This window comes from Paraburkholderia elongata, assembly GCF_013177735.1.
Classification (GTDB): domain Bacteria; phylum Pseudomonadota; class Gammaproteobacteria; order Burkholderiales; family Burkholderiaceae; genus Paraburkholderia; species Paraburkholderia elongata.
Map to the genome: position 1 here is coordinate 17284 of NZ_WOEZ01000307.1, position 19256 is coordinate 36539.

Genomic DNA, 19256 nt, shown 5'->3' on the forward strand with positions numbered 1-19256 from the left:
CCGACGTGTTCCACGCGTGGCAGCTGATCCCGTGCCACACGCTTCGGCCGGGGCGTTCGGCGATGGCCGTCGTGGTCGCATGCTGCGCCCCCACGACTGGTCATGTGATTCGACGAGGACCGCTCTTGGACGTTGGTCGGTGATCATGACGCACAACCGAAGTCCGAAAGAGCAGCTTTACGGTAATTCGAAGCGCACTCTACTTCCGATATGCCTTTGACATACTACTGCTCCAATCGTACGTCGACTCAACATGCACAAGCATTTCCTTCCGGGCGCCTTCCGGGTCCCTGCGGAGAATTGCAGCAATGAGTGTGTCATGCTGCATAGAAGGCGTGTCCTTCGCGAGCGACGGTGTTGGTTGGGGAAGAATGAGGAGATTCAACTTCTCCTGAATCTGGATCTCTTCACGCAGCAGGTCGGCAGATCTTGATGCCTCGGCTATTAACGTATGCAGGCGTGCATCTGCTATCCGTCGCTTTCCGACGTCGGCTGCATGTTGTAGGAACTCGGCTGCTGCTTCCTGAATGAGTTCGAAGTCGCGTGCGGCGCCTCGCTCCGCCGCCAAATAGCAAGCCTCTCCAGAAATTGCCCGACGCCAATCCGTAAGGCTGCGTAACTCCTGCGCAGTCATTGAGCGGGTTCGGGCCGCGTCCCTCAAGCGCTCGCCCACGTCACTTGCGACAAATGATCCACCAAACCGTCCTCGGGTGGTCACCACGAGCCCAAATTCACGCAGCGACGCAAGCGCATTGCGCAACGTCATTGGCGCGACGCCAAGAGACTTGGCGAGTTCATCCTCTCGCGGCAGCTTGTCGCCCGGCCTGAGCTCGCCTGAAGTAATTGCATCCGTGAGCCGACGCACGATTGCTTCGGGCGCACTTTGCCCGCTCACTGGGGTAAACGACGAGATGGAAAGCTCTTGAGTCATAAACTCTACATGTTATAGTTTTTGTGCCTCAACATTGATCGCACGATGCTCACCATGATACAGAAAAATGCCTTTCGTGCGGCGAACGCGCCGCGGGTCCTCGTCTCGGGATCCTTCGATTCGGATTTTGCCACTCCAACATTGAATTCGGCCATCCGCAACCTCGCGGACAACGCCCTGAAACGCCTCGACGAGGCGGGGGTGACCGGCGTCATCGTCAACGCGGCCTCGTCCACAGCGCTGCCAGCCGAACTCATTGAGGAATACGACGGCCTCATCGTCCTCGGTGGCTGCGATATCCATCCCCAAATGTACGGGCAGGATGTCGAAAGCAACTGCGTGTATGGCACGAATCCGCGTGCTGATGAATTTGAGGTTTCGCTCGTGCGCGGCGCCGTGGCTGAACGAGTGCCCGTGATTGGTATTTGCCGTGGGATGCAGGTGTTCAACGTTGCCCTTGGCGGCACACTGATTCAGGACGTTGGTGTCGGCACAATTCACAACGTCGCCGAAGACAACTCTGCAATGACCGAGCACGGCGTACGGATTTTGCCAGGGACGAAGCTCGCCGGAATTTTCGGCAAAGGAGAGATCGGTATTCAGTCTGCCCATCACCAGGCCGCCGATCGGCTGGGTGATGGCCTGATCGTCTCGGCGGTAGCGCCTGATGGCATCGTTGAGGGTATCGAGCTCAACGATTCCTGGGGGATAGGCCTGCAATGGCATCCGGAGGACTCAAATGCCAATTTGACGCACATCGACATGCTGTTCAAGGCGTTTGCTGCGCAGTGCGAGCTTCATGCGCGGGGCCGGCTGCCCTCACCAACCGCCTAACCTTACGAAAACGGCAGATGAAAATGCCCTCGAACATCGTGCGTAGGTCGTTCTGCTCGGCTTTAACGCGTGCCGGCCTCGCCCTGTCGTTCCCGGCAAACTCGTCAGACAGCTATGTTTTCGGTTCCTGCAAGCTGACGGGAAAACCAGGCAGCATGTCGCTGGCAATCCTGGAAAAAGACGCGCTGACGGTTGCAACGGTTCTACCAAATCCTGGCTGGTGGAACGGCACTTCTCCGGAGGCGATCGGAAGCGGTTTTGAATATTGTTTGACAGCTGATATCGCGTATCGGGATGGCCTGCACCACGCCAAAATCAGGAACATGGCGTGGGACGAGTACATATCGGGCACGGCTAGCTTCGCATGAAATGCACTTTGCCAGAGAGGTGTCCGATCTCGTTGTGTTTCTTGAGCGAGGGCACCTCCTGGAGCGAGATCCGTCTGGATAGATGTTTTGGAATCCAAAATAAGATGAAGTGAGAGAATTTCTCAGAAGAATCGCCGAGGCAGGGCACATGGCTTCTTGAGGCGGCAAAGCCCAGCATATGTCCACTTAACTGAAAGGTGGACATATGACAGGGAGTCTTCCCGATCCGTTGAAGCTTGAACCTGTCGGCGTGAGCAGCGATGGCCGACCTCGTTATTTTTGAAATCGGAGAAATCATGAAAGCGTTGAAACTGAATACCTTGTTCGTTGCTGTGACAGCGGCGATCTTGTCGGCGCATATCACGAGCGTCTTTGCGGATCAGGTCGTGCGTATTGGGTTCGTTGCGCCGCTAACGGGTGGGAGCGCTTATGCCGGCAAAGATTCAGAGAACGGCGCGCGCCTCGCAGTGGACGAAATAAATTCCGAAGGACTGGTCCTCGGCGGCAGTAAAGTGACGCTAGTGCTCGACTCGCAGGACGACGCAAATGATCCTCGCACTGCGACGCAGGTGGCGCAAAAGCTCGTCGACGACCAAGTCGCCGCGGTGATCGGGCATGGAACCTCGGGGACGTCCATCCCTGCGTCAAAGATCTACAGCGATGCTGGCATCGTGCAGCTCTCGCCATCAGCCACGAATCCTCAATACACCCTACAAGGATTCAAAACTACGTACCGGGTGGTGGCAACAGACGCGCAGCAGGGGCCCGCGTTGGCGGCATATGCTACGGGTGCGTTAAAGGTCAGGCGTGTTGCAGTAGTCGATGATGCTTCAGCCTACGGCCAGGGATTGGCCGACGAGTTTGTCAAGAAAGCGAAGTCTTTGGGCGTGATCGTGGTTTCGAGGGACACCACGAGCGATAAGACGATTGATTTTCGTGCCATTTTGACGAAGATAAAAGGGCAGACACCGGACGCAATCATGTACGGTGGAATGGATGCGACAGTCGGACCATTTGCTAAGCAGGCAGGCCAATTAGGTATTAAGGCCAAGATCCTCGCTGGTGATGGAGCCTGTACGGCGCAACTAGCCAGTCTGGCGGCCGCGGCGGCTGACAATGTCGTGTGCTCCGAACCGGGTCTTGGTCTCGAAAAGATGCCTGGAGGCGTGGCGTTCCAGAAAAAATACGAGGCTCGATTCCATGAGCCCATTCAAATCTATGCGCCATTTTCGTATGACGCCGTATATATAATCGTCGACGCGATGAAACGCGCGAACTCGACCGATCGGGCCAAGATTGTTAGTGCGATGCCTTTGACCGACTATCACGGCGTCATCGGCGAGACACAATTTGACGAGCATGGGGATCTTAAGCACGGTGCTATTTCGGTATATACGTACCGCTCCGGAAAGAAGGTGCTCATCGACGCAGTGAAAATGTGAGCTTAAATCACGCTGGTCCGATTTCCCTGGTCTGGACAATGGCCAGCGGGAATCTAAGTCACATGGCCCGAGGCTATTCAGAAAAATCAGGTCTGAGAGGATGTCGGTAAGGTCCCGCCACGGCCGTTCTGGACAAGCGTGTTGATACCGAACTGTTGGAGGCAGCATGTCGAGTTCAGGTGGCGTCGACGTGAAGCTGATCGGTAACGATCCATGGCAGCAGTTCGTTGACGCGATTGACGAGATGCATCCGCGATGCAAGCGATGACGTGGCGCAGGTAGGCCTCGGGATCAAGGCCATTCAGTTTGGCTGTTCATGCTGTATTCCGTGCTATGCCGAGTGGCTGGCGTTGATGGCGATATGGGCAGCGCAAAAGCGACCTTTCCGCCAATCACACATCGTGTCGCATCCGGTATGTCGGACTTTTCACAGTGCGGTTAGGAACTCAGATAGTTTATCGCCCGCACGGTAACGGCTCAATGATTTACCGCTCAAAGGCTTGACTTTAGCGTATCGAGCGCGATTATCAGGACCTGATGCAGGCGTCCGGACTGGGTCACTACGAAGGTCGCGGCTGGCGCGGCTTTCACCAGCACGCCACCAACGATACCACCGCGCCTGTTGTTTGAAACGTCGTCCTATCAGCACGATGATGTAACGGCAAACCTGCCGTTCCTCGCTCTCGCGCCCGATTTGCACCAGAACCCGCTACGGGAGGGCCGTCCTTGTTTAGGTCGTCAATGGAACGGAAATGAGTTGTTCGTTGCTGGACTCTCAAACCAGAGTTTCGCGTCCTCATTGTGGCGGGTGCGCTACCCATTCGATGGGAATTCAAGCCTGACATCGATCGAGATCTATCATACTACCCACAACCAGATCGAAACACGTGCCCCGATTCGCACGATGACATTTGCCAATCTCAATGGCACGTCCTATCTCGTCGCTGCATACATGTGCACGCCGCTCGTGACGATTCCGCTCGATGCGCTGGTCGATGGCGCCCACGTGCGTGGTAAAACGATCGCTGAATTGGGCTTCGGAAATACGCCGTCAGACATGATCTCTTTCAACAGTACAGGACAGAGCGGCACAACGATGAATATTCTCCTGACCAACTACGAGCGCAGCGCAGACTTGATGCCGGTCAGTACAGTCGCGGATGCAAATTCGGGACCGGGCCTGACTCAGCGGGTTCCGTTCGGGCAGATACAGGGCATTCAACCAGAGGCCTTGCCCTTATCCGGGGTCAAGCGAATCGATAACCTGAACGACCAATACGTTGTCGCTTTGCGCGACAACATTGAATGGAACAAGATGCAGCTCGTGACGTATGACAAATCATACTTCTTCCGTAGCTCGGATTACGTTTCAGAGTATGCGTTCCCAGGCTACCAGTATCCGCCGGGATTTGAGACCAACGTCATTGAACCGGTCGAGAAGCAGCTCATGCAGGAAGAGGGCTACACGAGCCCATACACGACGTACTGAAAATGAAGTTTCTACCCCTTGCCGTATCTCTGGCAATAGCTTGCGCCGTAGCGAGCGGTCATGCCGCGGCGCAGGCCGTAGTAGCTGTACGGCCGTCGGGCGCGTCGGTACCAGCAAACCTGTTGCGCCTGTCGATCGTTTTCGCAGAGCACCCGGCACAGCCTGTGATTCCGCGCCTGCAACTCCTTCGTGACGACGGAACCATTGTTGATAGCCCGTTCGATCAGCAGGAATTGTGGTCGCCCGACGACATCACCCTGACCGTTTTGCTTCATCCCGGGCGGGTCAAGACGGGACTTGTCGCACATAACACCTTGGGACGCGCGCTCATTGGCGGGGAGCATGTTCGGCTTACGCTCGAAGGTCAGGAGATCGCATCGTGGAATGTGACAGATAGCAATTCGACACCACCTTCCCCCAGCCGTTGGAAAATCCACCCGCCGCGGGCCGGCACGCGCGCGACGCTATCCGTGATGCTGGGCAAGCCGATCGATGCGATGGCCCGGGATCTGATAGCCATTGCGGGCCCCGATGGTCGACGCGTGCCTGGCCAGGTCACACTGTCGCGCGGTGAAACACGGTGGTCCATGGAGCCAGGCACGCCGTGGCTCTCTGGTGCCTATGCAGTCATGGTTAATGCCGAATTGGAGGATTCGTCGGGGAACCGGGTAGGACAACCATTCGAGCATTCCGCGGCTTCCGCGGCATTGGCACACGACACTTCAGTACCCTTTCGTATTCGATGAGCAATTCAGTGATTTACACGGCGACGTGACCCCCATCTTCCTTGCCCGAATGCAAGGGCTTCCTACCGCATCGGAAACGCTACTGCAAATCTCTGATTGAGGTGTGGTCCTGCTTTGCGGAGCGGCCCGACGTCATGCGGGCGGCCATTCGCGACATCAAGGGCTCCGCGGATTCTCTGTGGGGGCGACGGGGCGGGGCATAGTACAAAGAGCGCAACGAGCCGGCGGAGATTCAGCACAACCGGTAACGTCAGGCAGTCGGTGCTTGTGTCACTACATCGCACTAGCCTGGTCAGCGGTAGCTTTCGTACTCGGGTGTCGCTACGAAGGGGACTGTTCACCCGTCCGATAGTCAGTAAAACATAGGTTCCTGCCCGACGGGTGACGACGGGCGGGAAAGAGCGTTTAGTTCGGCCAACTGCCTTCCAGCGGTGGCGACATATGACGTTCTACACCCTGTTCAGGCTTGCGGTCCGTGAGGATAGGAATGACATCGCGGAAGGCGCGCTTGATACGGGTCTCGGGGTCGGTCCAGACATCAATGATATAGCTTCCCTCCGACGCGATTGCGCGTTCAAGCGCTGAGCTGATGTGCTCGGGGTTGGTAACTTTCTCCCCATCGATCCCGAGCGATTTTGCCAGTCCGACAAAATCGGTGGTTTCAGGAACGTCGACCCATGGATTCTGGATGCCCCAAAGCTTCATGCCTTGGCGATTCGCATACAGGCAGTGGTTATTGTCAATGATGACGATTACTTTAATCTTCTGTTCCGCCAGCGTCGATAGTTCCATCGCGTCATAGTAGAACCCACCGTCACCGTGATAACACACTACCGTGCGTTCTGGTGCAGCCATTTTTGCACCAGCGGCAATCGACAGGCCCGCGCCCAGAGACTGGTAGCGGCCGCCCACAATCATTGGCGTCGATTCGGCGTACTGGAACGCGCGATATAGCATGTATGCCTGGCCACCCGAGTCGCCCACAACGATTGTGCCCTTCGGAAGAATGTCGGCCATTTTCTTCAGTAGGTGGTACTGGTTGATTGGGCTGCCGCCATCCTCGCTCAATGCACCAAGATACTCGAGCCATTCACGCTGCCCCTGTGCAACCTGCCCGCGGCGAACCTTCGCGGTATCCGCACTTGTCACAGGGGTCTTCGTCGTTGCCACGGCCTCAGTGAGTTGCTCAAGTATTACCTTCGCGTCTGCCGTGACACCGAGAGAAGGTTGGAACAGTTTGCCAAGCTGGTTCGGGTCGATATCGATGTGAATGACGTGTTCCGGTTTGCTCATGTTCCAGGCGCCGGTCGTCATCTGCGAGAAAGTGGTGCCAATTGCGATCCAGAGGTCTGCCTCCTGCAGCATCGTATTCGCACCGACCCATCCGAACGAGCCGATGACGCCGCCAAAGAGTGGATGGTTGTCGGCGAGTAGACCACGACCGCCCCACGACGTACTAACCACAGGTACGTTGGCCGCCTCAGCGAATGCTTGCAACTGGGCGGCTGCGCAGGCGTGTTGTACGCCAGCGCCGGCGAGGATCACAGGGCGCTTTGCCGTGCGCAGTGCCGTAAGGATCTTTTCGATGGTCGATGCGCTCGCGCCCGGTGGCTCGGGCAAAGTCAACGGCTCGACAGCGCATTTCGTCTGGTTGATTAGCACCTGAAACGCGAAATCGAGGACGCTGGCACCCGGGCGACCAGTGCTGGCCGAAATGACCGCTTGACGAATCGACAGTGGAGCGTCATCGGAAACAACGAGCTTACGTGCGTACTTCGCGAGCGGCTTCATGGCCGCGAAGACTTCGGTCGAGTCCTGCAACCCTTCACGCAGGTCGAGCGCGCTATCCAGGCTGACATAGGTCAGAACCAGCGGTGTGCTGTCTGTCTTGGCGGCGAGTGCAACGGGACTTGCGTGGAGAATGCCAACGCAATGGAACAGGCATGCCGACGCTGCACGGCCCTTGATGCGGTTATAGCCGTACGACATCCACGCGCCAGCAATCTCAGTGCGGGCATTCATGTTACGCATGCCCGTGGTGGCGATTTCGTGGATCAGATTACCGGTTCCGCCGCCGCTGTAGCCAAAAACGACCTCGATATTTGCTGCGTGCATGGCTTCGACAATTGCTGCTGCACCCGTACGGGAAACCGTGGCGCTGCTTGCCGGGACAACTTCGGTCGTCGACGCTTTTGCGTCCAACGTTTCAGACATATGTCTCTCCAATATGGTTGGGGGTGAGGGCGCTGCCTCAGGCGCTTACAGGTAGTCGCGCACCTGTGCGATATTCATAATCAAAGCATCCACCCTTGATCATGTCCATTAATTCAATCTGATCTTTCGATAAGAATTAGTGATACGCCGAGTTTGATTGCGCGACAGATTGCGCACTAGCTGCACGCGAATCGCGTCCCGCACGACCGGCACGAGTGGAGCTCGTATGTACAAGGATTCGACGGAGACGAGACCTGAGGGAACCACAACTTCCTCCCCGACGATCAGTCTGGTCATCCTGTGATGACGCCTGCTCTATGCATGCCGGTTGTGCGGATACTCACGGAATCAAGCGGTCCTTTATAGCTCGCTGTCGCCGGTAGATCACTCGGCGTCCGGTTGATTCATTGGATGTGCCGCTTCGAAGGCAGGCAACTTTGCCGCTGCATCAGCGATGCGCACAGCCGTGGGAAAGGCCGAGAGGTCGACCGCAAAATTCCGTGCGTTAAACACCGCGAGCCCGGGCGTGTCTCCATGGCAGTACTCGCCCGTATGAGGGTCGTTCGAGAGCAGGATTTCCAGTGAAGAAAGACCTTCCTGTACCCAATGAGCGTACCAGTCCCGGACAACCGGCTCGGGCTGGGCTAGCCTGTCACGTAGGTAGGCCAGAACACGAAGATTGTCGATGGGGTGGATGTCGCAAGCAATAATCTGGGCCATGGCACGCACGCGTGCCCGATCCAGCGAGCTTGACGGCAGCAGCGGCGGAGTCGGGCACGCTTCTTCAAGATATTCAACGATTGCCAGGGATTGCGTGAGCAACGCACCGTCTGTCTGAAGGTTGGCACCAGTCCCTGAGGGTTCACAGCGAGATAGCGTTCGGTCCTTTGATCCCCTTTTCGAAGGTGATAGGTGCGGCTATCGTATGCGATGCCTTTGAGGTTTAGGGCGATTCGCACGCGATACGCTGCTGACGAGCGAAAGTAGCCGTGCAGCGTGGTTTTCGGGGTGGCGCTGCTCATTTGATGAATACCGTAAGCTGTTCGAGACCCTCAACGGTACCCACGAGCTTGTCGCCTGCGGCCACCGGGCCAACACCCTCGGGCGTACCTGTATATATGAGGTCACCCGGTTCGAGGTCGTAGAACAGTGACAGCCAGTGGATGATCTCGCTAATACTCCAGATAAGCAGGGATAGGGGGCTTGCCTGCCGCTTTTCCCCGTTGACTTCAAGCCGGATGTTCGCAGCGCGGATATCGCCCGCGCTCTCTTTCCGTGTAATGGCGCCGCACGGCGCGGACTCGTCGAACGCCTTCCCTGTGTCCCACGGGCGTCCCTTGTCACGCGCGGCAAGCTGTAGGTCACGTCGTGTCATGTCCAGGCCAACGGCGTAGCCGAAAATGAGATCATCTGCCTTGTCGATGGGCACATCGCGTCCCGGCTTCCCGATTGCAACGACCAGTTCGATCTCGTGATGGTAGTTGTGGGTCATGCGCGGGTAGGCGATTTCCGCACCATCTTCGACGATTGCGTCAGCCGGCTTGAGAAAGAAGAAGGGTGCTTCGCGATCGACTTCGAATCCCATCTCGTGCGCGTGAGCGGCGTAATTTCTTCCGACGCAGTAGATCCTTCGAACCGGATACCTGCCGCCTCCGACCACAGGAACCGTCGGGGTGGGGGGTAATTCGAAAACGTTGACTTCTACCCTCATGCAAACTCTCCGTTCAGATGGCGGGCCTCTCTCCAGAGCCCCAAAGTTTCCTGCACAGCCTGGTCCGAGAAGCTGAACAGGGTGGCTATCCTTTTCGCAATGGTGCACGACCGGATGCCAGCTCGGTACGACAAATACGTCGCGCGGCTTCCACTCGATACCGGTGAGTGCCAATCTTCGTCTGACCGTGACCTTCGACAACAGCGAAGACCGTGCTATCGGTCGATCGGTATGCAGCCGTCTCGAAGCTTTCCGGTAACCGCTGGATAAACGCTGCGATCGTGGGCATCGGCGTACTACCTGTGGCGGGATTGATGAACCGCACCTTGTATCCATGACAGGCATCAGGATCGCCGCCACGGGCCATCGCGCTCAGCGTCTCGTTGCTCCTCTCGTACGGGTAACGAAGAATCGGTGAGTTACGGTCACCGGGTTTCCAGTCAACTGGGAGCAGGTTGTTCGAGTATCGTGCCGCGCTGTCACCCGGCGGTCGCAGCTCCGCCTGCGTTATCGCTTTCCCCGGTTCAGCAAACCCGGCGTCAAAGAAAGAGACGATCGGAATGTCGAGCCCGTCCAGCCAGACCATGGGCCCGTCACCTTCATTGCCATGGTCATGCCAACGCCAGCTCGGTGTCAGTACGAAATCACCCGGGCTCATGGCGACTCGTTCTCCGTCGACAGCGGTGTATGCGCCACTTCCCTCGATGACAAAACGTAGGGCCGATTGTGAGTGGCGATGGGCACGTGCCACTTCATCAGGCAAAACCAGCTGGAGGCCTGCATATAGCGATTGGGTAATTGAAGCGCTTCCGGGCAACCCCGGATTTTCGAGGATGAGGACTCGTCGCTCGGCCTCTTCGGCTGTCACAATGTCACCGGCCGTGAAGATGTGAGGACGAACGACACCGTCATAGTCCCAGTGAACCGGAACGACAGGGGTAACCGGTGATTTGGGGACTAGGGAGTGCAAACGCTGCCATAACGGCGCTAAGTTATCCTAACGGATTAGTTCATAAAAAGCATTGCGTCTATGTTCGGTGGAGACGTCGCGGATCGTCATGAGAAGTCCTTGTTCAGGTTCAGCGTGGCATCGAGTGTTCTCATCTTGGAAAGCCCCGCGCTTTCGGCAGCAACTGAACGCTCAGCCCAACCATGCTCGAGGTCAATCAACTGGTCCGGGTCGCCGTTCTGCCGGATTTGTTTCAGTAGCGATTCGAAGTCAATTGTTCCGGCCCCAGGTTCAACCCGCCCGGGCATGTCAGCGAGCTGGACGAGCCCGATGTGATGAAGCGCACGGCAATAGGCATTATTGACGTCATCGCCCATTTCAAAGACGTGTCCGGTGTCGAATATGAGTTTTACGGCAGGGTGTCCGACACGATCGAGTAGCGCTACGACCTGCTCGGTGTTCGTGACGAACATGCCGGGCAGGGCGATCATGTGTTCGATACCGATCGTGAGTCCTGCGGCCGCGGCGCGATCTCCGGCCCGGCGCAGGTTTTCCACCGCTGAGTTTTCCTGCACCATGCTGCTCTCGTCTTCGTCCTGCCTGAGTAGAACCGCAAGCATGGGCGCCCCAATGTCGGTAGCCAGTGGGATAGTACGGTCGAGATGTGGCTCAATCTCGGCCCACCCGTCCGGCTTTGTCCACGACGGGACCATCACGGCGTCGAGCGGGGCATAGACAATGCAGCTCGAGCGCAGCCCAAAGTGCTGCAGTGCGGCCTTGAACCGTGACACATCGTGTGTTGACCGTTCCACGGCCCACGGGAAGAGCACCCCGGCGAACCCATTTTGTGCAGCGAATTCCACGTGATTCCATGGATCGGAGCTACACACGCTTTCGCGAAACAAGGGGTCGTCAGGATGCAGATAGCCAAGATGTGAGGTGTATTTCAGGTTCCATCGATTGCTCATGCTCGATACTCCCGCTTGATTGCGTCTACGACCTTCTCAGCGGCCATGATGACCGGAAGATTGGTTCCCGCTGCCATCAGCGTGGGGAAAATGGATGCGTCAACTACCCGCAGGCCGCTCAGGCCGATCACCCGGCAATTGGAGTCGACGACTGCTTCAGGGTCGTTGGGGCTACCCATGCGGCACGTACCTGAGACGTGGCCGCCCGGCAGCGTCGAGATTCGCACGATATGTTCAATTGTTTCTTTCCCGCCATTAATCACATCCGAGATTGGAGTTCCGGCCATTTCGAACGCCTTCTTGCGAGGAATGCCGGGTGTTGAGAAGGCCGCAGCGCCAGCGATGCTGAGCGCCTGTGCTTTCCAGTTATCCTGCATCATCAGCAACGCAAGTGGTGTCATCGCGGGTAGAAAAGCGCCGTCGATCAGGCTCGCTACTTCTGATTCTCGGACGAGTTCTGCCAACGCGGAGAGACCGTCAACCATGCGCATAAGGTCCCTTGCGTCCTGGAGGAGGTTAAAGCGGACGTCAAGCGTGCCGTTGGGCGTGAGTTTCACGCTGCCTTGAGAGTAAACCTTGTTGATGATGAACATCAGATTGGCTACTTGCCGGCCGAGCGGATCTCGCGCGAGATTGTTTGGTGTGCGCTCCCATACGTTAAGAACAACGTCAGTGGCAGCTACGCCTGGTAAGCCAGACGAGTACCTGACTACGCTAGGGCATGGTGGCAGGACGTCGGCACGCTGACGTCCTGCCGACCGTAGATGTGCGCCAACGATCAACATCGGATGATTTAGCAGATTCGCGCCGACACCAGCCAGGTTTTTCGCCACGGGGACGCCAGCGGCGCGTAACTGTTCGAAGGGGCCGATACCCGACCGCAACAGTAATGCAGGCGAGTGCAGGGCGCCACAGCTGACGATGGTTTCTCGAGAAAGGATCGCGCGCGCTTGATCACCTTCGCCCATGAGGGCGCCGATAACCTCAGTTCCTTCAAGAAGTAGCCGAGAGACCGCAGTTCCCGCCTCGATGCGCAAGTTGTCCCGCTTTCGTACTTCAGGCGTGAGGTACGCCGCGGCCGTGGAGAGGCGATACTTGCCGGCTATATTGATCGGCACGGAACCGTAGCCGTCGCCTGCCTGTCCGTTCAAGTCAGCGATATAGCTGATCCCGCGTCGTGCGTATACGGTGGCGACGGCTTTGGTGAGCCCGCTCCAGTCGTGTGACGGGACGCGTTGGAGTTGCAGCGGTCCGGACTTACCGTGCTGCTCATTTTCGAAATCGCAATCGGTCTCAAGCCGTTTGAAATATGGCAACACATCTGCCCAACCCCAACCCTGCACGCCGAAGCTGCTCCACTCTTCATAGTCAGCAGGCAAGCCACGTTGTGCGTGCATGCCATTGATGGCAGAGCCCCCACCCATAATCTTTGCCTGACCGAATGGCAATCGCCCAATGCCAGTCTCGGCGAACTCGGCGCTGAGGTTCGGCCACAAAAAACGTGAGTCGTTCAACGTACGAAAACGAGCATCCCTGACTGCGACGGGCTCAACATCCTGCCCAGCTTCGACAAGCGTTACGCGTACGGTTGGATTCTCGGAAAGACGACTCGCAAGGACGCAGCCGGCGGAGCCGCCTCCAATAACCAGATAGTCACAATCGTACAGCTCCCGAGTAGTCATACTGCTGCCTCACCGGAACCGGGGGTTACGGGATCGCCACCGGTGAGAATAGCGACTCTTTGATCTAGGCACGTAGTACTCATGTGAAAGCGTCTCCTTTGTGCTTTATTGCTGTTTTCTGCCTGAAAGGAAGCCCGGCGCGCTTTGTTGGGTACGCCGGCTTACACGGGGCAACCGTTCTGCGACTTTAGTTTTGTCAATCGATAAGGTCTACTAATAACTTATAATTCCTCGATCACGAATAGTGATTGAACTATCTGTGGCGCTTCTGGCGCACGGGTCGTCCGCGCAATCGCCCGCAATCCGCCAAGTGCGACGTTCGACGAATCAGTACGCCACGCAAATTTAAGATCATAGGTGGGGGTGGAAGTATCGAGCGTCACGAAGCTCACGTCATGAACGCCCTCTCGCACCACCCAAGGCGGAACGAGAGTAATGCCAACGCCAGCGTCGACCAGCGCAAGGATTGTGTGGATGTGTATCGCTTCCTGCACTACGCGAGGGGTAAACCCCGCATTGGCGCAGGCGGCGACTATTATTTCGAGCAGGCGGGATTTAATTTTGGCAGGGAAAAGAACAAACGGTTCGTTACGGAATGCTTCAAGAGGAACCGACGACCGGGACGCAAGCGGATGACTTCGAGGCAAGGCCGCGACCAATGGTCCGCTGGCGAACGTGTCGCTTTCCAGGTCTTCGCAAATGATCGGTCCCGGTAACAGACCGATATCGATTCGGCGATCATTGAGGGCCGTAACTTGTTCTTCCCGGTTCAGTGTTTGCAACCTTAATTCTACATTTGGATATCTTTCCCTATAAGACCGGATCAACGGAGGAAGTAGTGAGCAAACGGCGTTGTCGACGAATGCGAAGCTTATCCGGCCGCGTATTCCGGTTCTGGCGGCTCTGGCGACGCTCATTGCCTCATCGGCCTGCTCGAGGAGCCGCCGGCACTCGGGCAACATCTGCTGGCCCACCTCTGTCAGCCGAACTTCATTTCCGGTGCGTTCGAAAAGTTTGCTACCGAGTTCCTCCTCAAACCGCTTGATTTGCTGACTAATCGCAGGCTGAACCACATTCATTCTTTCGGCAGCGCGGCCAAAATGTAGGTATTCCGCCGCAGTGACAAAGTAGCGCACCCGTCGTAGATCGATCATGTCTGTCTCCATTAATGTGCATGGCTCCCGACGCGTCAGGTGCGATGTTGTGTTGAAGCGGTCATCGATACTGAAAGACCAGTTGGTTTCTCCGGCTGCAACGAATCTGTGCGACGTTGACTAGGCTCTCCAGTGTTGGACAAAGATGGCTCTCGTCGGAGGGCTCCGGAAACCGGACGCGGTGCTCGCAAAGCGGTGGCCATGACATGGGTCGATTGATCGCGTTCAGTTTGGCGAGGCGAGGGTCCGCCAAATCAGCTGCGCTGCGCCGCCGCCGGCCAACGCTGGATCTGGACTTCGGTACTCACTGTTCCCCAAATGTATCAATCAATAATACATTTATAGACCATATTTTGCAATAATTATACTTGCATTTACGATGTTCTACCTGCATCCCCACGTGACTCGAATCGGAGCCTCGAGTGGTGTGGCCGACAGGTGCATGGGATTGGCTGATGCCCCAATGGGGGACGAACGGGAAATCGAGAGATAACGCTCGGCGCCAGGGGCACGCCGGCCGCCTTTGGGCGGGAGCGCCGCTGGTCAGAAATCGGTGGCGTGTAAGTTTGCCCTGAAACCGGCGCGACATGCTTCCGATGGCGCGCGCCGATGTCGGTTGCTACCTTGCGAGCATCGGTATCGTCGTACTTTGCGGAATGATCGAAGCGAAGTAAATGCGACGGCGCGGCACGCTCGATAGGAGAGCGGTTGAACGCAGGAGATGCGTCAAACGGAGCGCGATCGGATGGAACTTCGCTCGAGCCGATGCCCCTTTCTGCGAGTACGCCAGCCTACGCGGCGAAAAGGTAATGACAGCCCAGCCCAAGATAAAGGACGTGAGTCATGGTTCAGCAGGCGCTGCCACATCTGCGGACCACGGCCACGAAGCAAATTCAGGGTGCTGGCACACGTTGCGTCCGTTCCGAAGGCCGTCGACGGTGCGCGGCAGATTGGACTTCGTGCGTTTCGAGGAGTGGCGATTCCCTGCCAGTCTTATTGGCGATTGCCTTCGGAATGGCCGTCTGAACGATCTTGCTGCGTTTGAGCCGGTGAATGGTTAGTGTTAGCCGCCTGTTCGACACGTGCTTGAGCTTCCAGAATGTTCTGAGGATAGTGGAGCCAGTCAGTTGGGCGAAATCCAGCTTTTTCGAGTTGGATCAGTTCGGATGTCACATGGGCTCGTGTGAGTGGCTGGTTCGATTGAGCAAGCGAAGCCATCGCGGGTAAAAATGCGGTGATAGCTGTCACGGTCTTAAGGGCGAAGTTCATAAGTAGTGCGCGAGGTTTTTGGGCGATTTGCTGCAGCTAACGAATTATTTTTGCAACAACAGCACTCTACGGGATGGTCTGATTCGGCGTAAACCCGGTATTCCCGAAAACTGTATTCGGCACCGACGGAACAATAGCCGAAGCGATAGGCTGTGGCAGTCACATCACTGGGCGTGCAAGTTCCATGCACGCGATCACATGGTGAAATTGACGGCCCGCAGTTCGCTAAGCTGTTATTGAAGGGCAACCCTAGAGTCGTGGCGATGTACAGACCATTCGCGAAGCTGCGAACAGCCAGTCCGCATCGGTCAAGAAATGTTGGGCAGCAGACCGCACTCTCGTCGAGCCGGGCGCGACAACGCCTCATGAAAGCTCGATTCGCTCAGTCCAGCCGAATCTGCGGGCCGCTGCGGAGGGTATGGTGTCGTCGTGCCACGAGGCTTTATCTACGTCGCGCAGCGTGTGTCCGAACTGATCGAAAATGCCAGCAGTGAGTTACCTAACGTACTCGTGCGATTCATCGCCCCATTGATCGGGCGCTTTAGCGAGGGTCCGGGAGGGTGAAAAGTGAGCTACCGATGCGCTCACCGAGCGTTCAGAGATCGCCGCGATTTTCTTGGTAGAGCTACGCTGATTACCGAGATAGTCGAACCCCAACGCGTACAGTGCAGAAAACGCGTGCAGGCTCTCCGCGATGTCAAAGGTCGCCTCATTGCGATTGCCGGTGCAGATTTCGACCCGCCCCGCGGACGGTGTTATCGGAGCGGTGTTCCGGACGAACGACGAGCGCTGTACCGCAATTTCGATAGTAGGGTTTGGTGACGAAGCTGAGAGTTCGTACTGCGCGGGAATTTGCTTGCCATGAAGTGCTGCGAGCTTGTGGATTGAGGGCTGGTGCCGGCCAAAATTCCGCGGGCGCATTCGCGCGTTCGGAACAGCCGGTCAATTGGAACCGAGAAGCGCCTAAATATACGCGTCGCTCAAATGCGCGACGCGAGGGTGACCTGCTAGACATCGAATCAAGCGGGCTTTAAGGTGCCACTTACTCATAAGTCAGGAATTTTGCGGACAAGTGAACTATGCTTGAGCGAATGTAATTGACAGGGGCGCTCATGAAACGGGACGGTCGGAGCCTGGCTCACAATACGCTTGAAGAGATGCGCATCCTTGCGGTTCAACGCATGGCCGGGGGCGAGCATCCGGATGATGTTGCGACATCGTTCGGCATGCATCGCTCGTGGGCATACAAGATCCGGGCCCAGGCACGCGGTCGCGGGCGTGGCGTTCGCGCGCTGCGTTCGAGCAAAGGCACGGGGCGCCCACGCAAGCTCACGCGTACCCAGGAGCAGCAGGTGCTGCGTTGGATCAATGGCAAGAATCCGATGCAGTATGGGTTTGACTTCGGCCTGTGGACGCGCAACCTGGTTCGGGAACTGGTGCAGCGGGAGTTTGGTGTCACGCTGAGCCTGGCGTCGATCGGCACGATGCTGGCGCGGTTGAACCTGACGCCGCAAAAGCCGTTGCAGCGCGCTTACCAGCGCAACCCGGAAGCCATCGAGCGCTGGCAGCACGACACGTATCCGGCCATTGCCAGACAGGCACGCAAGGAGAACGCGGACATCTTCTTCTGGGACGAATCGGGCTTCCGGGCTGACTCGGTGCATGGGCAGGACCTGGGCGCCGTGCGGTGAGACACCCGTTGTCGAGCGTCCGGGCGAGCGGCAAAGTATGAGCGCGGCGTCTGCCGTCAGTTCGAAGGGTGCTTTCTGGTTTGCAACATACGAAGGTGGGCTCAGCGGTGAGTTGTTCGTGACGCTGCTCAAGAAGTTGATGTTCAATCGCCGTAAGGCGGTTCATCTGGTCGTCGATGGATTGCCTGCGCATAAGAAAGCCATCGTCAAGGAATACGTCGCCAGCACCCAAGGCAAATTGACTTTGCATTTCCTGCCCGGTTACGCGCCGGACCTGAATCCGGATGAGTTGGTGTGGAGCCACGTCAAGCGCACCGGCGTCGCACGACGCCCTCTGCAAAAGGGCGAAAAGCTGGGGCCACGGATTCACGAATAGCTCGCACAGATTGGACGAAACCCGAAGCTCGTGCGGTCGTTTTTCAGGCATCCATCTGTCTCCTATATTTCTGACCTATGAGTAATGCGTCGCGACGTCGCTACAGAAAGGCACGAAGAATCAGCGACTGGCTCAAAAGTAGTGCATGATACCGGCGAAAAATCCCAGCTGGTTGTGTCCTGTTGGTGGGTTGTAGGGCGAGTCGGGTGTTTGCGCCGTTGCGCTAAAATTGGTGTGTTGTCCGTTTATCAAATAGCCCATCGTGGCGTACAGATATGTTCTCTTGGATAAGGCATAGGTAGAGCCTATGTCTACAAGGGTGGCGCTCCCGTGTCCGTCGCGTTGATGAATATGATAGACGGCTGCCATCGCTGTGAATGGGCCCAACGGATGGTACGTCATTCCAAACCAACCATAATCGGCGTAACGTGGTTGATCGCGAGGCGCATCGGGTGCCGCCATGTAAGTGTAGGATGCCTGCACCGTAAACAAGCTGCCGTTATACATTGTGCCTACGAATAGCTGCTTTTGTGCCGCATAGAGATCACTGAATTGACCGTTCGCATCTCGCACCTCTTGATAGATGGTACGCGCTGAGAACGCTCCAAGCCGGTATGTGAGCTGCATGCCTGTCGTCCTGCCGCTATTAAATTGCCCGGCTACACCGCTCAATGAAGATTGAAATGCAACATCGAAGCCCATGAAGGTGGGTGAATAGTAGCTGAACGTGTTGCTGAAATTTGGCCAGTTAGCGTTTCTCACGAGGGATGCAAGTCCGATGTCCTGCTGGCTGAAGGGATCGAAGTCATAGTTGCCATCTTTAATAATTGAATCGTCCTGGCCGACCCGGAACGACCCGAAAGGCCCCGACATGCCAACGTAAGCATTTTCCCAGAAGGGGCTCCAGGACACGCCGTTAGTGACCTGAAAATAGTCCAGCAACTTGAAGTTTACCTTGTAGCCGTCGCCGATGTCTTCAACTCCCGTCATTCCCCATGCGCTGGCGCCATCGTCACCACTGTCGGCGCTCCAGACATTAGAGCGCTTTCCATTTTGCCCCGCAACGTTCGTCAAATACTGCACACCTGCGTCCATACGTCCCCAGAGTGTCATGCTGCTTTGCGCAGAGACAATAGTGGAGATGCATACCAATCCCAATGCGATGAATCTTTTCAATTCCGTCTCCATATATTATAATGATAAGGATTACGTAATTATTATAAGAAAGCCTCCAGATGAGAACCTAGGCTGCCCGGTTGCAATGCGCCGGTCGTGGACGTAGTAACGACTTTGGTGCATCGCGAAGTTGGCGCGCGGCTTTCGGCGGAGGAAGCCCTCCCTGCCTACGGCAGGGAGGGGGAGGTCTTTTCAATATACCTTCGTTGAAGGTCTCCTCAGGATGGTTCCATCTTGACGACTGGCAACTGGCAGC

General features: G+C 56.8%; 15 protein-coding genes and 3 pseudogenes. 6 read left to right on the plus strand and 12 right to left on the minus strand.

Features of this window, described 5'->3' with window-relative positions; genetic code table 11:
• Positions 1-199 precede the first annotated feature (199 nt).
• The gene (locus tag GNZ13_RS49020; RefSeq protein ID WP_172178605.1) at positions 200-931 is read right to left on the minus strand and encodes a FadR/GntR family transcriptional regulator; all 732 of its coding nucleotides are present in this window, start codon (positions 929-931) and stop codon (positions 200-202) included.
• 45 nt (positions 932-976) lie between these two features.
• Between GNZ13_RS49020 and GNZ13_RS49025 the strand changes: the two genes are divergently transcribed.
• The 3 genes from GNZ13_RS49025 to GNZ13_RS49035 all read left to right on the plus strand — a co-directional run bounded on the left by GNZ13_RS49025 (position 977) and on the right by GNZ13_RS49035 (position 3575).
• Positions 977-1765, plus strand: coding sequence for a gamma-glutamyl-gamma-aminobutyrate hydrolase family protein (locus GNZ13_RS49025; RefSeq protein ID WP_172178607.1), 789 nt, complete (start codon positions 977-979; stop codon positions 1763-1765).
• 17 nt (positions 1766-1782) lie between these two features.
• On the plus strand, positions 1783-2133 hold the full coding sequence (locus GNZ13_RS49030) for a hypothetical protein (protein ID WP_172178609.1): 351 nt from the start codon (positions 1783-1785) through the stop codon (positions 2131-2133).
• A 260-nt stretch (positions 2134-2393) separates the two neighbouring features.
• Positions 2394-3575: a branched-chain amino acid ABC transporter substrate-binding protein gene (locus tag GNZ13_RS49035; protein ID WP_407945717.1), complete on the plus strand. Its 1182-nt coding sequence runs from the start codon at positions 2394-2396 to the stop codon at positions 3573-3575.
• A 175-nt stretch (positions 3576-3750) separates the two neighbouring features.
• On the opposite strand, the pseudogene GNZ13_RS49040 reads toward GNZ13_RS49035, so the two are convergent.
• Positions 3751-3889 (minus strand): annotated as a pseudogene (locus GNZ13_RS49040) (transposase domain-containing protein); the annotation flags it as partial.
• Between the two features lie 308 nt (positions 3890-4197).
• Here GNZ13_RS49040 and GNZ13_RS49045 point away from each other — a divergent pair.
• Positions 4198-5064 carry a hypothetical protein gene (locus GNZ13_RS49045; RefSeq protein WP_172178611.1) on the plus strand — a complete coding sequence of 289 codons (867 nt, stop codon included), beginning with the start codon at positions 4198-4200 and terminating at the stop codon, positions 5062-5064.
• Between the two features lie 122 nt (positions 5065-5186).
• Entirely contained in the window at positions 5187-5810 is a 624-nt protein-coding gene (locus tag GNZ13_RS49050) for a hypothetical protein (protein WP_172178613.1), read from the plus strand.
• A 405-nt stretch (positions 5811-6215) separates the two neighbouring features.
• On the opposite strand, the gene GNZ13_RS49055 is transcribed toward GNZ13_RS49050, so the two are convergent.
• From GNZ13_RS49055 to GNZ13_RS49095, 9 genes and pseudogenes are all read right to left on the minus strand, one after another.
• Positions 6216-8024, minus strand: a complete 1809-nt coding sequence (locus GNZ13_RS49055; RefSeq protein ID WP_172178615.1) for a thiamine pyrophosphate-binding protein — start codon at positions 8022-8024, stop codon at positions 6216-6218.
• Between the two features lie 384 nt (positions 8025-8408).
• A pseudogene (gene maiA, locus GNZ13_RS49060) lies at positions 8409-9046 on the minus strand (maleylacetoacetate isomerase).
• Positions 9043-9735, minus strand: coding sequence for a fumarylacetoacetate hydrolase family protein (locus tag GNZ13_RS49065; RefSeq protein ID WP_172178617.1), 693 nt, complete (start codon positions 9733-9735; stop codon positions 9043-9045). The pseudogene maiA and the gene GNZ13_RS49065 overlap by 4 nt, the downstream one beginning before the upstream one ends.
• Positions 9736-9820: 85 nt before the next feature.
• The gene (locus GNZ13_RS49070) at positions 9821-10603 is read right to left on the minus strand and encodes a cupin domain-containing protein (RefSeq protein ID WP_328807420.1); all 783 of its coding nucleotides are present in this window, start codon (positions 10601-10603) and stop codon (positions 9821-9823) included.
• 188 nt (positions 10604-10791) lie between these two features.
• Positions 10792-11652, minus strand: a complete 861-nt coding sequence (locus tag GNZ13_RS49075) for a sugar phosphate isomerase/epimerase family protein (RefSeq protein WP_172178619.1) — start codon at positions 11650-11652, stop codon at positions 10792-10794.
• Complete coding sequence (locus GNZ13_RS49080; RefSeq protein WP_172178621.1) at positions 11649-13334, minus strand: GMC family oxidoreductase; 1686 nt, start codon at positions 13332-13334, stop codon at positions 11649-11651. Before GNZ13_RS49080 ends, GNZ13_RS49075 begins: the two co-directional genes overlap by 4 nt.
• Before the next feature lie 221 nt (positions 13335-13555).
• The gene (locus tag GNZ13_RS49085) at positions 13556-14488 is read right to left on the minus strand and encodes a LysR family transcriptional regulator (RefSeq protein ID WP_172178623.1); all 933 of its coding nucleotides are present in this window, start codon (positions 14486-14488) and stop codon (positions 13556-13558) included.
• Positions 14489-15481: 993 nt separating this feature from the next.
• On the minus strand, positions 15482-15757 hold the full coding sequence (locus tag GNZ13_RS49090) for a DUF4148 domain-containing protein (RefSeq protein ID WP_172178625.1): 276 nt from the start codon (positions 15755-15757) through the stop codon (positions 15482-15484).
• Positions 15758-16252: 495 nt separating this feature from the next.
• On the minus strand, positions 16253-16678 hold the full coding sequence (locus GNZ13_RS49095; protein ID WP_172178627.1) for a hypothetical protein: 426 nt from the start codon (positions 16676-16678) through the stop codon (positions 16253-16255).
• 191 nt (positions 16679-16869) lie between these two features.
• On the opposite strand from GNZ13_RS49095, the pseudogene GNZ13_RS49100 reads away from it, so the two are divergent.
• A pseudogene (locus GNZ13_RS49100) lies at positions 16870-17905 on the plus strand (IS630 family transposase).
• A gap of 51 nt (positions 17906-17956) precedes the next feature.
• On the opposite strand, the gene GNZ13_RS49105 reads toward GNZ13_RS49100, so the two are convergent.
• Positions 17957-19000: a porin gene (locus tag GNZ13_RS49105; RefSeq protein WP_172178631.1), complete on the minus strand. Its 1044-nt coding sequence runs from the start codon at positions 18998-19000 to the stop codon at positions 17957-17959.
• Between the last annotated feature and the right edge of the window lie 256 nt (positions 19001-19256).